This window comes from Mesorhizobium sp. WSM4884 (genome assembly GCF_029625675.1).
Taxonomy (GTDB): domain Bacteria; phylum Pseudomonadota; class Alphaproteobacteria; order Rhizobiales; family Rhizobiaceae; genus Mesorhizobium.
In genome coordinates, this window is the sequence record NZ_JARTVO010000010.1 from 36,789 (window position 1) to 52,293 (window position 15,505).

General features: G+C 59.2%; 7 protein-coding genes and 3 pseudogenes. 8 read left to right on the plus strand and 2 right to left on the minus strand.

The features are described 5' to 3' along the window. Window positions 1–573: 573 nt before the first annotated feature. Window positions 574–1,695: a DUF418 domain-containing protein gene (locus tag P9236_RS17545; RefSeq protein ID WP_063169274.1), complete on the minus strand. Its 1,122-nt coding sequence runs from the start codon at window positions 1,693–1,695 to the stop codon at window positions 574–576. A gap of 751 nt (window positions 1,696–2,446) precedes the next feature. On the opposite strand from P9236_RS17545, the gene P9236_RS17550 reads away from it, so the two are divergent. The 7 genes and pseudogenes from P9236_RS17550 to P9236_RS17580 all read left to right on the plus strand — a co-directional run bounded on the left by P9236_RS17550 (window position 2,447) and on the right by P9236_RS17580 (window position 12,607). Next, window positions 2,447–2,905 carry a response regulator transcription factor gene (locus P9236_RS17550; protein ID WP_224570033.1) on the plus strand — a complete coding sequence of 153 codons (459 nt, stop codon included), beginning with the start codon at window positions 2,447–2,449 and terminating at the stop codon, window positions 2,903–2,905. A gap of 244 nt (window positions 2,906–3,149) precedes the next feature. Continuing rightward, a pseudogene (locus P9236_RS17555) lies at window positions 3,150–3,582 on the plus strand (helix-turn-helix domain-containing protein); the annotation flags it as partial. A 619-nt stretch (window positions 3,583–4,201) separates the two neighbouring features. After that, window positions 4,202–4,861, plus strand: coding sequence for a response regulator transcription factor (locus P9236_RS17560; protein WP_024505389.1), 660 nt, complete (start codon window positions 4,202–4,204; stop codon window positions 4,859–4,861). Next, window positions 4,858–6,186, plus strand: a complete 1,329-nt coding sequence (locus tag P9236_RS17565; protein ID WP_063169275.1) for a HAMP domain-containing sensor histidine kinase — start codon at window positions 4,858–4,860, stop codon at window positions 6,184–6,186. Before P9236_RS17560 ends, P9236_RS17565 begins: the two co-directional genes overlap by 4 nt. A gap of 1,950 nt (window positions 6,187–8,136) precedes the next feature. Then, window positions 8,137–9,441: pseudogene (locus tag P9236_RS17570) on the plus strand (pitrilysin family protein); the annotation flags it as partial. A gap of 549 nt (window positions 9,442–9,990) precedes the next feature. Further along, window positions 9,991–10,716: pseudogene (locus tag P9236_RS30865) on the plus strand (pitrilysin family protein); the annotation flags it as partial. 415 nt (window positions 10,717–11,131) lie between these two features. Then, window positions 11,132–12,607 (plus strand): NAD-dependent succinate-semialdehyde dehydrogenase, encoded by a 1,476-nt coding sequence (locus P9236_RS17580; protein ID WP_095769043.1) that lies wholly within the window; start codon window positions 11,132–11,134, stop codon window positions 12,605–12,607. Between the two features lie 784 nt (window positions 12,608–13,391). On the opposite strand, the gene P9236_RS17585 is transcribed toward P9236_RS17580, so the two are convergent. After that, window positions 13,392–13,907 (minus strand): DUF2285 domain-containing protein, encoded by a 516-nt coding sequence (locus P9236_RS17585; protein WP_224570032.1) that lies wholly within the window; start codon window positions 13,905–13,907, stop codon window positions 13,392–13,394. Window positions 13,908–14,700: 793 nt separating this feature from the next. Between P9236_RS17585 and P9236_RS17590 the strand changes: the two genes are divergently transcribed. Then, window positions 14,701–15,156, plus strand: a complete 456-nt coding sequence (locus P9236_RS17590) for a transposase (RefSeq protein ID WP_256748481.1) — start codon at window positions 14,701–14,703, stop codon at window positions 15,154–15,156. Window positions 15,157–15,505 lie beyond the last annotated feature (349 nt).

Genomic DNA, 15,505 nt, shown 5'->3' on the forward strand with positions numbered 1-15,505 from the left:
GCGCCGCGAAATCCTGACCAGCATATGGCGCATCGGATGCCACCGCCTGCACACTCACCATCGACATGCCGGAACTCGGAACCAAAGGCCGCAAGCCTCGCCGGCCTCGGCAAAATGGAGCGGCCGCGCCTTCATCCGGGGCGGCCGGGCCAATGTTCGCCAGGCCCTCTACATGCCCGGCCCTTCGCCCTGCGCTTCAACCCCGACCTCAAGGCAAAATACCAGGCGCTAAAGGCGGCAGGCAAACCCGCAAAGGTCATCATCTTGTTGCGAAAGCTCCTCATCCTAGCAAACGCTCTCCTCAAGGCGCAGCGAAAATGGCCCCTAAAACCCTTGACCGAAACGGATACCTTAGCCTTTCAGGTGAGGCGGGCCGAGATAGACCAACCGCGGGTTTAACTTCGCGAGTTTAAGCTGATTATGCCGATGCAACTCTAGCGCCTGCGCGACCGTTTTAGCTTCCATCAACAAGGCGGCAGGCTGGGAGGAAGTACCCTCCCCTGCCGCGAACAAGCTTTGGACAAAGCCCCACCTTGTCCGTAATGTGATCGGGAGGCCGGGGCGCGGCGGTGCTCAGCGGATGTGACGCGCGAGATCTGCGACCCTACCCATCAGCACTTCCATCGGTCCTCGCTGGAAGATGCGCAGCCAAAGCACCGCAAAAGTGCTGATAACCACAACGAAGCCAAAGAGCGTGGACAGGCTCTCGTCTTTGAAAATGTTTATCTTCATAAGATAGGCTATTCCCGCAATGTGCAGCACATAGGCCGTCAAAGACATCGAGCCGACTGCGATTATTGGCCAGACCAGCTTTCGCAGACGCGGGAGCGCATCCACAGCGAGCATGCAAGCCGCCAAGATGATCATTGCGCAACCGGTGCTGCCCACGATCGAAAGCGTCGTTTCGCTATGAGGTGCGGCTATCCATGACGACTTGACTATAAATGACGACTTGGAAGGCTCAAAAGCGCCGTCAACGTCAGACCACCACAAGGAGGTTTCAGTCAAAGCGCGGGAACTCAGCGCGAGCAAGGATCCCCCATGGCCCAACACGGCCAGCGCGACCCCCGCCAGACCAAGGCGCCAATGCGCTGCTAGCGTATTAAGATTAAGGCGCGCGATGGCCATGCCAGCGATGAGGAAAGGAACCCAGGTCACCGCGGGATAGTAGCCGTTGACCATGAGGTTGAAGACCGGGTCGAGGAGGTTGGGGGCAACCGACAGAAGGGAGGAACGGACTTGCGGGAGAACTAATGCCGTAGCGGCAGCGATCAAGCCCAGCTGATATGCGCTGAGCCGATGGAGCGGCAATACCAACAAGAAGCAAATTCCGTAGTATTCTAGGATGACTTCGACCTGGGTACCGAGGCAGCCCAGGATTGAGCCAAGCGCGAGCAAAACAAGGGCACGAATTGCGACTCTGGCGATGGCCTGTCTACCGGCTATCCCCGACTTCGGCGCCTTGCGACCTGTAATCAGGAGGATTGAAAAACCGGCCAATACGGCAAACAGGGCCGACGGCCGCCCATGGGTTAGTTCCATCAGAAACCCGACTAGTCCTCCTTCGCCGGGGTCGGGACCGAGATGGGCGGCATACATCCCGAAGACAGCCAGGCCCCGAGCGAGGTCGATGCCGACCAGCCGATCTACTACCGACCCATTCCTAGCGTCGGCAACCGGTGCCTTCATTACCATGGTAGATTCCCTTGTTGGGTGTGTGGATCGCGGGAGCCGCGATAGGAGAGCCGGTCGGCTGCTGCCGTCGCCTCGTGAAAGGGTTCAAAACATCGCGCCATCTGGCGCATCGAGCCGGCGACAGAGCTGTTCAGCCATTAGCCTGGGGTAAGAACAACAGATCGGCTCACAAAGCCTGTGTCACGGACCTGAAAAGTGGTGTCGCGGAACCGTCGTTTTTTGCATGATGGCTAAGCCGAGAGATCCACTGCACCGACGAGAGACTCAGCGACGTTAGATATCCGATCAGTACGCCGCGGCTCCGCCGGTGACGATCACCCCGGGTGTCAAGGCCAGGGCGTAAACCTGCCATAATCTGTGGTAGTGCGCCCGCGACCAATCCGTTCGACAAAGCTCGGCGCATGGTCGAGCCAATCATATTCTTCCATGTGGCTGTTGCCTGAAAAACCGAAGACGCCGTTCGCTGGTCCAGCTCCAGACCTCGGCCTGCGTCGGTCATTAGAACCGGCGCGCCTGTTTCCCAAATCAATTTGCTGATGCAGCCGCCGGGGGTCACATTGAGCAAAAGTGCCGAGTTCAGGACGGGTTTCATAGGGGCTCTTCGTTTGGCTTTGTTAACGACCCCTTTCTTGCAAGTTGTAGCTGACAGCAGCCTGAAAGCTCCCCAAATAATTCGCTGCCGCCGGTTCAGCCTATTGTCAGCTTCGACCAATAAGATGGGAGCCTTGCCCTCATACCGGAGCTCGGCAGCATGATGCGAATACTGCTCACTGAAGACGATAAGGACCTTGGAAGTGCTATGCACGATCATTTGGTGGCTGGTGGCCACGCGGTCGACTGGGCCAAGAACCTGTCCGAAGCGCGCGATTATGCAGCTGTGGTCGGCTACGACCTTATTTTGCTCGACGTTCACCTGCCGGACGGCAATGGGATCGACTATCTGCGGGAGCTGATCAAGGAACTTGAATCGGCACCGGTCATCATTCTGACAGCCTGCGATCGGATTTCGCATCGCATCGAGGGCTTCAACGCTGGAGCCGACGACTATTTGGTCAAGCCGTTCGATCTGGGGGAACTCTCAGCGCGTATCCATGCAGTGGCACGTCGCCATGGGCATTTTCCGGAGCCGCAATTTTCGGTTGGGACGCTTTCCATACAGGCAGCCGAGCGACGCCTCTTCCGCGACGGGCAGGAGGTCTACCTGACTTGACGCGGATGGGCGGTGCTCGACTACCGTCTGCCCCAGCCCTGCACGGTCGTTTCAAAAGGGAAGATCGTGGACGCGCTTTTCGGCAGACGGCGCTGATTCATACTCTAAAAGAAAATTCGGCTTCCAGTTGCCTTGGCCATGACTTTCCTTCCCGAGAGATGGGTGACAGTTCATTCCGGATAGATGGGTTACACTTTCGGCCCTTTGCAAGGAGAGCAAGGTGCCTTGGAAGGAGTGTAACGTCATGGAAGAGCGGCTGAAGTTCGTCGCCCGGCTGCTGGACGCGAGAAGATGGCGGTGCTTTGCCGGGAGTTCGATATCTCGCGCAAGACCGGCTACAAGATCCTCACGCGCTACAACGACAGCGGCCTGGAGGGCTGACGGACCGATCGCGGCGGCCCTATCGCCACGCCAATCAGCTTCCGTTTCAAATCGAGAAGCTGATTGTGCGCCTCAAGCAAGACAAGCCGACATGGGGTGCGCCGAAGATACGCGAGCGGCTGGCCCGGCTGTATCCGGATGTGCACCGGCCCGCGATCTCGGCCGTGCATGCCGTGCTCGACCGCCACGGCATGGTCGAGCGCCGCAAGCGCAGGCGCAACAGGGCGACGGGGACACCACTTTCAAACGGCTGTCGCCCTAACGATCTTTGGTGTGCCGACTACAAGGGCGAGTTCGGCAGAGAACACGGCCGGGACAGGGGATCACAAACACTTGACCGTTCCAGACCCTGGCAGTGGCGCATCGATTGACCGTTGGCTCTGTTCGTGGGCACCGAAAATAGGGCCTTCTTGGTCCTCGGCAGAGAATATGGCCCGGACGGGGGATAACAAACACTTGACCGTTCCAGACTCTGGCAGTGGCGCATCGATTGACCGTCGACTCTGTTCGCGAGCGCCGAAAATACGGACGACCCCTATGGTCAAAGTGCACTTCTGACCTGCTAGGCACTGTTCGATAACTGGAGGCACCCGCTACGGTGCCCTCGTATTTAAGACACCTGTCAGTTTCAAGCCTGGACATTGACGCGTGGCGCGGCTGCCATTCGTTGACCGCCACGTCGAATTGCCCGCCAACCAGTGTACAGCCGCCGGTGGTCACATTGAGCAAAAGTGCCGAGATCAGGAGGGGTTTCATAAGGCCTCTTCGTTTGGCTTTGTTAACGACCCCTTTCTTGCAATTGTAGCTGACAGCAGCCTGAAAGCCCCCAGATATTCGCTGGCGCCGGTTCAGCCTACTGTCAGCTTCGATCAATAAGGCAGGAGCCTTGCCCTCATACCGGAGCTCGGCAGCCTGATGCGAATACTGCTCATTGAAGACGACGACGACCTTAGAAGTGCTGTGCACGATCATTTGGTGGCTGGTGGCCACGCGGTCGACTGGGCCGAGGGCCTGTCCGGAGCGCGCGGTCATGCAGCTGTGGCCGGCTACGACGTTATTTTGCTCGACGTTCACCTGCCGGACGGCAATGGCATCGACTATCTGCGGGAGCTGATCAAGGGGCTTGATACAACGCCGGTCATCATTCTGACAGCCCGCGATCGGATTTCGCATCGCATCGAGGGGCTCAACGCTGGCGCCGACGACTATTTGGTCAAGCCGTTCGATCTGGGGGAACTCTCGGCACGCATCCGTGCAGTGGCACGTCGCCAAGGGCATTTTCCGGAGCCGCAATTTTCGGTTGGGACGCTTTCCATACAGGCAGCCGAGCGACGCCTCTTCCGCGACGGGCAGGAGGTCCACCTGTCTGGACGCGAATGGGCGGTGCTCGACTGCCTTCTACGCCGGCCCGGTTCGGTCGTTTCAAAGGGGAGGATCGAGCACGCGCTTTATTCATTCAATTCGGAGTTCGAGAGCAACACAGTGGAGGTTTATGTCAGCCGGCTCCGCAAGAAGATCGGCGGGGATAGAATAGCAACCGTGCGTGGCTCCGGATACAGGCTCGTGGTCACATGACGAACTCGAACAGCATGACGAGAAAGCTGATATCGTGGTTAGGCGGGGCAACGCTCCTGGTTTGGATCGCCGCCCCAACCATTGCTGCGTTCATTTTTTGCAATAATGTAAACGAAAGTTCGGATGACTTGCTCCAGGGGAGCGCAGAGTACAGAGAACCAGAGCTGATCAAGGTCTTGAATGGAAAACACGTTGATCAATACAATAACCACTTGCCAACTTATGAAAAGTACTGGACCTATCGTGAGCAGGTTATTAATAAGTACGGGGTAGTGCTTATTTCTGAACCGGAAGAGGGTCAGCAGCCCTTCCCTGATGCTCCCCTGAGTAACGGCTTTTGGCGAAACGCTGATTACCGCGTCTACACAGAGGAGATCCAAGACGGCGTGTATCATCAGTTGGCCGAACCGCTTGATGGCCGCCGTACCACAATCGCGAAGGGCGCACTTTTTGTCTTCCTTCCGACACTCGTGCTCCTGCCCTTTAGCTTAGCTGTTTGGTGGATCGTGATCCGGCGCTCGCTGCGGCCAATCGAGGTACTGCGACAGCAGATCGGATCGCGCGACGGCGGCAATCTGTCACCAATGGACTTGGGCGATTTCCCGGCAGAGTTGGCTCCAATCGCGGCATCCGTCAATCGGCTTCTCGATCGTCTGCGGGCGGCTCTCGAGGCCGAACGCGAGTTCGCCGCAAACAGTGCGCATGAACTGCGCACGCCGATCGCAGGTTCAATCGCTCAGATGCAGAGATTAGTGGCCGAGCTTCCCAATGGGTCGGCCAAAATGCGTGCGCGCGGCATCGAGCAAGCGCTGTCGAGCCTTGGCCGCCTTGTCGAAAAAGTGCTTCAGCTCGCTCAAGCCGAATCGGGGGTTGGCATGGCGGATCACGCGATCGATCTTGTCCGATCGGTTCGGCTGGAAATCGATGACCTGAGGAAAAAGCCGCAATATGCCGGACGCCTGCATCTTAACGTCGACGGCTGCCCCACTTTGATGCGCAAAGTGGATGTCGATGCGTTTGGGATCCTCCTTCGTAACCTGATCGAGAATGCGCTGATACATGGACTGCCCACTGTTCCGACAACAGTTTCCGTCCAAACTGATGGAACCATCGCTATTGCAAACGCCGGACCGGTGGTGCCCCTCCCCGACCTCGAAGGGCTTACAAAGCGATTTAGTCGTGGTGCTACTCCTGCTGCGGGCTCAGGCCTTGGTCTACATATCGCTAACATGGTTATCCAGCGGATCGGTGGCAGTCTAGAGCTTGCGTCGCCCGCCCGCGGTCGCAATGATGGTTTCGAGGCGATCATACGAATTCCTCAATGACACCGGTGAATTCGACGACAGTTGGACACAGGGCGGATTGCTGGCAAGGCTGCTGACAGGGCGAACTGTACGGCAGTATGTATACGGCGTAGAAATCGTACTTCACACAACGCATTTCGGCCGCGGCAATCAATGCCGCTATCATCGTCTGAGCAGTTCGATCGAAGCGACACGACATGATCGGCAAAATCGAAGGCTCCGCCTCACCGCTCGCTCGATTTCGCCCGGGGAGAAAAAAGGCCATCCGAGAAAGTGCAAGCCGCCGCGCAAAGGCGACGTGTCCAATTGTCTGGGTGCCCCTGTGCGCCGGCCCGATCGGGTTGGCGCAGGTCCAGTAAGGACCCGGACCAACCATTCCATTTAGACGACCGGCAGGTTTTAATCGGCGTCCGGATCGCCGTCCCAAAATGCCCCAAGTATACGGCTAGAAAGGCTGCCAACGATCGAGCTTTGGTCGGAGGCGTGCTTGTCAGCGTCTTGGGTGCTTGACCGGCCTTTGCAATGGCCATCGCCATCGCAAGTATCGTGCGTGGCCAGTGAGACCGCAATTTCATCAGCCTGGAGCCGACCGTATCGGTGCTTTTTTATGATTTAGGGATTTTTCGTTTTCCTCTTGGATCATCACGGGTTTGGAGAGGATCTGGTGTTAAGTGCCATTCGGAGCGCCGGCGAACGGCCCGAAATTAATGTGGTCGAGTGATGAAGCCTCCCGAATGCGTTAAACGAGACCCTTTATGGCGGCCCTGGCTGACAACAGTCTGAAAGCTGCAAGCGGCATGCGAAAATGGGGCGATCCTGAATGACGACAGATGCTATCAACATGAAAGAGGCTCGCCCTGAAAGCTGAGCACGCTTTATGCTCAGGCTGCTGACAAGGCCAAAGCAGCGTAAGTGCGTAGTGAAATCCAAGGTCCACATGGGTCGTCGCGCGTCCCATGCGCCTGGGAAGGCGCCGGCCCGGCCAAGCTTTCCCAGCTCGTCCGCATGATGCTTCGCTGAGCGTCAATGGACGTTGGCGCGAGACCAAGGCGTCGTGCGTTGCAATCCGGACGGTCCAGGGTATCAGGAGTTTCACGGCCTCGGCCCGCTTGGCTGGCCACAGTTGAAGCTCCAACGTACCGGCTGGCACCGGGAAATTGGGCTCTGCGCTGCCTCAACGCTGATGGCACGGTCAATGCTTGCCTACCGATGGGGCCGCCCATGCCGTGATGCTGTCGGTCGACGTTCGCAAACCAGACCCTCGCGAGACCCAGCGAAGGGGCTCGCCGGTACGACGAGGGACCTTACCTCTTTATGCGCGGCATCATTATCGAGGATGACATGTTGCCTTACACGTCGTCCCTCGCGCTCGGGTCTTTGTGGGGCGGATGAAGTCCTGATCGCGGTGGCACTGCTGCATGTTTGCGTAAGACCCATCCAGTCACGATCGCGCTGTCCTTCGATGTCGCGGTGCTGATAGGCGGGCAGATCGGTGTGCGCGGCGCCCGCCAAAGGATCGTCGTCACGCCGGAGGAGGCGAGCGTCATAGCCGGCGCGCCGGCGAAAGGCGCTTTCTGTCGGATGCCCGACAATGTCGGATATCGCAAGTATCAAGGTTGGATCAAACCTTGCGAATCGGGGCTTTCTTACTTGGCACGGGGCATGCTCAGGTATCCGCAAACACCCAATGGATAACGAGCAGACTTCCCATGGCCTCACCATGCCGAAAGTTTCCCGGACGCATCCAAAGATGAGGCTCGCGTCAGGCCCAGCAACACGCTGACGGCTCATGTGGCTCGGCGTCGCGTGCCGATCCACTTTCTCCCAATAGGCGTTCGGGAGACATAGATCCTTCAAAATGAGGAACAGATCACTTTGCCAGGAACGCAGCCCATAACCCCACTCTCCCTACCAGAACTACCAAGCAAGCCCCGCACTCATGGGCTTCGCAGGACGTCCGTTGCGTCCGAGTTGGTCGGCGCGGGGCCGGCTCCGATCCCCGTCGCATGGGAGGACGGCAAGGCGAGGGATTTCGTGCTCGACAACGGCATGGAGGTGGTCGTCATTCCCAACCACCGGGCGCCGATCGTCACCCACATGGTGTGGTACAAGATCGGCAGCGCCGACGAGCCGCCGGGCAAATCCGGCATCGCCCATTTCTTCGAGCATCTGATGTTCAAGGCGACGACCAACCATGCGGGCGGCGAATTCGACCGCGCAGTGTTCGAGATCGGCGGCTCCAACAACGCCTTCACCTCCTCCGACTACACCGCCTTCTATCAGACAGTGGCGCCGTCGGCGCTCGAGCTGATGATGAGCTTCGAGGCCGACCGAATGCGAAACCTCATCCTGACCGACGATGTCGTCAAGACCGAGCGCGATGTGGTCATCGAGGAGCGCCGCTCAAGCACCGACACCAACCCGCAGGACGTTCTCCATGAGGAGATCGACGCGACGCTGTGGCAGAACCACCCCTATCGCATCCCGATCATCGGCTGGATGCAGGAGATCGAGCAGCTGAACCGCGTCGACGCCACCGTCTTCTATGAAAAGTACTACTGGCCCAACAACTCCGTGCTGATCGTGGCCGGCGATGTCGAACCGGACACGGTGCGGGCGCTGGCCGAAAAGACCTATGGCAAGGTGGCGCGCGGACCTGACCTGCCGCCGCGCATCCGGCCGGTTGAGCCCGAGCAGAACACCAGGCGCACCGTCACGCTCTCAGACGCCCGCGTCAGCGTGCCCAGTTTTTCGACGCAGTGGGTGGTGCCGTCCTACCACACCGCCAAGCCGGGCGAGGCCGAAGCGCTCGACCTGCTGGCCGAAATTCTCGGCGGCGGTAACCGCGGCCGGCTCTACCAGGCGCTCGCTGTCCAGCAAGGTATCGCTTCCAGCGCCCGCGTCTATTTCCAGGGCACTATGCTCGACGACACCAAGTTCGCCATCTATGGCGCACCGCGCGGCGATGCCAAGCTGGCTGATCTCGAAGCGGCGGCCGCTGCCGAAGTTGCCCGCATTGCCGAGGATGGTGTCAGCAACGAGGAACTAGGCAAGGCCAAGGACCACTATTTGCTCAATATGATCTTTGCGGAAGACAACCTGGACTGGCTCGCCAGCATCTACGGCTCGACGCTGGCCACCGGCGGTACCGTGAAGGATGTCGAGGAACGGCCGAATCGCATCCGCAAGGTTACCCCCGAGCAAATCAAAGCAGTTGCCGCCCGCTATCTCGCGTTCGACCGTTCGACCACGGGCTATCTCTTGCCCAAGACGGAGAATCAAGAGATGACGCTCGGCGCTCGGCCCCATGCTGCGATGAACATCCAGGAGGTGAAGTCCGAAAAGGGCATCATCGCCTGGCTGGTGGAGGACCACACAGTGGAAATCGTCAACATCGGCTTTGCCTTCAAGGGCGGCACCAAGCAGGACCCGGTCGGGAAGGAGGGGATGGCCAAACTGATGGCCGGCCTGTTCATCGAAGGCGCTGGCCATTACGACAGCGGTGCCTTCCAGGTGAAGCTCGACCATGCCGGCGCCGAAATGAGTTTGGACGCGCAAAGCGACGACATCTACGGATCGATGTGCATGCTTTCCAAAAAGCAGGACGCGGCGTTCGGCCTGCTTCGGCTCGCGCTGAACGCGCCGCGCTTCGAGCAGGGGCCGATCGATCGCGTCCGCGCCGAGATTGTCTCCCGCATCGTCGGCAGCGAGCGAGACCCTAACGCCATCGCTCAGCGCAAATGGCTGCGCGCGATCTATGGCGCGCATCCTTGTTCAAGGCTGGGAGAAGGCACAAAAGAGAGCCTGCCCGGCATCACGCCGTCCGACCTCCGCGCCTTCCACCAGGCCATTTTCGCTCGCGACGGGCTCCATATTGCCGTGGTGGGTGACATTGACGCGAACACGTTGAGGGAAAGGCTTGACCAGCTGTTTGGTGATTTGCCTGAGCAACAAACCCTCGTCCCCGTCTACGATGTCGCGCCGAAACTCGGTCAACTGGTGGAGGAGAACTACGACCTGCCGCAGACTTCGCTGACGTTGGCCTGGCCTGGCGTGAAGCCTAGCGCGCCGGATTTCTACGCGGCCGTGCTGCTGAACGACATCCTTGGCGGCTCATACTTGACTTCCCGCCTTTACGAGGAGGTACGTCAAAAACGCGGCCTTGCCTATCACGTCAGCTCTGAACTAACCCTTGACTCGCTTCTGGTTACGACAGAGACACGCTCGGACTGCGCTGCCCAAACACTGAGCATCGTGCGAGATGTGGTAAAGCAGATGGCGCAGCAAGGACCGACCGGGGCCGAGCTCAAGGCGTCGAAGAAGCACCTGATCGGCGCCTATGCCATCGACCAACTGGGCTCGACCCGCTCGATTGCAGACCGGCTCCTGGATTTGCAGATTCACAAGGCCGACGTCGACTACAACCAGCGTCGCGCCCGCAGCATCGGTCGGGTGACGCTCAAACAGGTCAAGGCGGCGGCCAAAAAGCTGCTTTCGGCCGAGCCCGCCATTTTGGTGGTCGGCCCGCCGCTGGGCGGCAAGGATGAGTAAAGAAACTCATCTCACCTTCCTTCTTCATCGGGGCTTCTCGTGGGAAGAGCGAATGTGGAGGCCCGTGGGCCAAGCAGATCATGCAGACGCGCGGAGTCGTTTTCGCCGACCTTGCGCGGCATTGGCGGTCCGGCGGCCTCTCGCCGAAATGGCGCTCCTCAGCATGTATGCCGCCTTTTTGCAGAATTCAGTCGCATGCCACCAGCAGGCATGGTGGATGAAGCAAACATCCGACTGCTTAATCCATCAATTGATGAACCGCGGGCACTCAAACTAACGAAACTGCTGTCTTTTCATCGGGCTAGCGTGGTCTACCAGCTGCTTTGCCGAGGCCCTACGACGAACCCACTGGTGCAGAATACACACTGACGGCCTGTCGACCTGGATGTTCGCTGCGTTGAGGAGGAATCCGGTATTGCCCCTGTGCCTGCCGATGATCCGCCGTCTGAAATCCCCGCACCTGTTTGGAGCCATCGACCGCCTGCCGGCACTCGGCAGACCAGTTGGCAATAAGACGTTCGAGGTCGTCAATCCGTCGACCGGCGAAGTTTTGGCAGAGCTTCCCGATATGGGCGTGGAGGAGACACGTGCTGCGGTAGACAAGGCCTATGTTGCGCAGTCGGGATGGGCCGCGTTGACGGCCCGAGAACGTAGCGACGTTCTTTGGCGATGGCATCAGCTGATCATCGACCATGCAGGCGATCTCGCCGCGATTCTGACTGCGGAAATGGGCAAGCCGCTTGCCGAAGCCATTTCAGAGGTATCGCATGCGGCGGCGTATCTGCAATGGTATGCCGAGGAGGCCAATCGCGTCTATGGCGAGACGATCTCGGCACCCTCGACAGACCGCCGAATGCTAGTGATCAAGCAGCCCATCGGCGTTGTTGGCACGATCACGCCATGGAATTTCCCGGCCTCCATGGTGGCGCGCAAAATCTCGCCGGCCTTGGCTGCGGGCTGCACAATCGTGCTCAAGCCCGCTGAACAGACGCCGCTCGTGGCTGGCGCAATGTTCGCCCTCGCCCATCAGGCCGGCTTTCCCGATGGCGTGGTCAACCTGATCTATGCGTCCGAAGGTGATCGCGTGGGCCGTGAACTCTGCACCAATTCCAAGATTCGAAAGATCAGCTTCACCGGTTCGACCGAGGTCGGACGGCTGCTGATGCGTCAGTGCTCTGACCAGATCAAGAAGGTCAGCCTTGAACTCGGCGGCAATGCACCTTTCATCATCTTCGATGATGCCGACATTGACGGTGCTGTTGACGGTGCGGTCCAGGCGAAGTTCCGCAATGCCGGCCAGACCTGCGTTTCCGCGAACCGCATTTACGTCCAATCGAGCGTTCACGATGAGTTCGTCAAGAAATTCGTGGAAAGAATCCGGCACTTGTCGGTTGGCGACGGATTCGATGCCGGAGTGGACATCGGACCGCTCATCGACAAGCATGCTCTGGCCAAGATCGAGTCTCACGTCGCAGATGCCATTGCGAAAGGCGGCACAATACGATGCGGGGGCCAGCGTATCGGCAAGAATGGCACGTTTTTCGAACCCACGGTCCTCACCGAGATTTCCAGCGTCATGGCAGTCGCGCAAGAGGAGACATTCGGGCCGCTCGCGCCGATCATTCGCTTCAACGATGCGGATCAGGTCGTGCGCGAGGCCAATGACACGATATACGGCCTCGCCGCATACTTCTATGCCTCAAACCTGAAGCGGGTCTGGCGTGTGGCAGAGGCTCTGGAATATGGCATGGTTGGCATCAACACGGGACGCATGTCCTCGGAGGCGGCACCGTTTGGCGGGATCAAACAATCCGGCATCGGGCGGGAGGGTTCCCGTCATGGCCTCGAGGACTATCTGGAAATGAAATATCTTTGCATGGGCGGGATTTGAAACCTGCTGCACTGTCTCTCCGCCCCACCGGGGGGCGGCCTGCGGTCAATGCCGCCACCTAATTGGAAGTTCCAAACGCCGTTGACCTGAAACACGGATGCCCGGCAGGAGACTGAGCTCGCTGTCGGGCCGGACATGCCTTGGGAGGGCATAAGTCAGCGCTCCTAGGGCCGATGGGCCACTCAGTTCGTGCGCCTTTTGCCGATTGCGTTGCATGTGCCGTGCCAAGCCAAAAAGCATTGATAAACCGCCGATGGATCAGCTTTTGCCCTGTTGCGCATTCTACATTGTGGGATATGCGACAATGCCCAAGCGGTTGAATCGTCGTGTTGCAGAACCCCAGACGGGTCATGACTGCTATTCTTAGGACAGTGCGCAGCAAGCCGCTACTCGCTGCACTCCAGGCACACCATTTCCATAATCAAGCGGTGGGTGCTATGTTGACCGAGCTGTCGACCAGGGAACGGTGTGAGGCCTCAGATCCCTCCATATTGTTGCACCCGCCGGTCCAACAGGACTGCAGGTCCGGCCTCAAAGGATCTTGGCTGCTATGGCGACATTGCGGTGCACGCCGCTTTCCGACCAATGATGTGCGTCCAGGTCGAGGCCGGCCCTAATGAACCACCGCCTTGGCACCCTCGCCCATCTCATTTCGGCATCGACAAGCTAGACCAGAGCGCACTTGCAAGGCGCCATGCAGTCCTGTCGGCGGGCGAACTGTTGGTGACGGGTACAGCTGCGAGCGAACGTTCATCCACCGACGCACAGCGCGGACTGTCGCTTTTCAAATTAGGAAATCTCTGTAGCCACCATTCATGAGCGCGCGGCCACGCGAGACGGCCCGACGGATGCGGTCGCGCAGATGATCGCGAGGATCCGCCCAGTCGGCATGGACGCGCCGTTGACCGATGAGAACTTCGGCGAGCTCGCGATGAGGTGCTCCGGCGAGCGAACCGTCGAGCGCACGAAGAACGAAGGACAAACGAACGCCGCGCTTTTCCGGCGCAAACAAGCGGGGGGGCAACTGTTGCCCTAGACTGAGAGCATTGAGGCACTCCAGTCCCCTCAGTCGATGCTTTAAAAGCACCGCGGGCCAGATGGCTTGCGTATGCAGGCAAACAGGGTGGAGGATATTCGCGCCCGAGACGGCGAGCTGCAGCGCGTGGTCCGCATTGCGAAGAAGAACATGCTGGCTCTTGTCGGGCGCCAGCAGGACGATTGCACGACAGGGCAATGCCGAGAGTTCGAACGGCGGTGTCGGCGACGAGGCAGGCAACCGTTCCGCAATGACCGGCAGCACATGGACGCACCAGAGCGGACACCAGAATACGACCGAAGCGCGGCCACAAGACTCCGCGAAACAGAACACCCCAGCGTGACAGGTCGCCGGCCGACGCGACCATATCGAGAAAGGATTGGAGAGACCAAGTCTTGCAATGCTGGCGCGCAGCGGTCAGATCGCGCTGGAACGCTGGATTGCGGCGTAAGAACTCCCAAGCCCACTCCCGCAGCGTCAGGCCAGCGGTGTAGTCGTATGATCTTTCATCCCGCCAATCGGCCTGATCCGCGCCAGTCAGGAGATTCATGACTGACATCCCCTGCCCGCGCCTGCGTGCGTCGAAACATTATGCCACTTCGCAAAGCATCGGCGAAGGCAGCAGACGTCGAAGACCCCGTTTCGTTGAAGCGTCAGCCATCGCCACTGTCGGCGACAGAAGATGTGCCCAAATTGCCACCAGACCGTCGAACTGGCACAGCGACGGCCAGCGCGACCTGGAATTGATCCCGTAACGGTCATCGGCTCCTGCGTCGCGATCCAGACGTCCCTTGAAGGCGCAGTAGCGCGGCAGTGGATCGCACGCTGCTTGTCGGCAAGTTGTCGTAGCGGCGGCGCCATAGGCACGGTCATCGGAGGGTCTCCTGCGGCAAGCTTTCGCCATTGGAGGCCAATCTCCCCGCTAGGGCAGCCTGTGCAGTTGCACAGGTGAAGCGGATCAATCAGGGGGAGCCATGGCGGAAACTGGATGATGGCGGCTTGAGGAGAGCGGCGTATCGAGGCGGGTGATGAAGCCTGCCAGTACCTCTCAAGGAGAGTGATACGCCATGAACGAGACTATCAACACATTGTTCGCCTTCGTCAGCCCGACGAAATCGATGATACCCTGACGGATGTACTTCGCAGCGGCGCGCGCAAATTGCTTGCGCATGCGATCGAGATGGAGGCCGAGGCGTATGCCAAGGCGGTCGACTGCCTGACGAAAGATCATATTGCGTCGCTGGCGCTCTACGATTTCCCCGCCCAACACTGGGATCATCTGCGAACGTCCAATCCCATCGAAAGCGTCTTTGCAACCGTTCGCTATCGCACGGTGCGTACCAAGGGCTCGCTATCCTCGAAAACCGCCCAGCTGATGGTCTTCAAGCTGTTGGCCGCGGCCAGGAAGTGGCGACGATTGAAAGGACAAAATCAGTTGCCGAAACTCATCGCAGGTGCCAGGTTCCTGGACGGAATCCAGGTCATCGAAACGAAGCCGCAGAGCGCCGCTTGATCAGCCTCGTCACCCAAATTCCAGCATAGCTCCATCGGAACTGCCAGCCTTCCTTGCCGATCAGGCGCATATCAGCGCTGACGATACCGAGGACGGCGATGGCGGTCACCTCCAGGCCGCCGAGTAACGACCCTCAAAACACCGCACTGGTCGAGGCCAGCCTGAACCGGTATCTTGTGCCTGCCCTCGGGAGTCGCTCTATCCACCATGTGATCGACACCGACATTGCTAACATCACCAAGAAGATCGTCGCCGGGGGTCACCCGCAAGCGGCTAACACGGCCTTCTGGTGTATGCGGGCATTTTTCAACTGGTGTCGCAAACCGCCGCAACGGCTCATCCGCGGTTT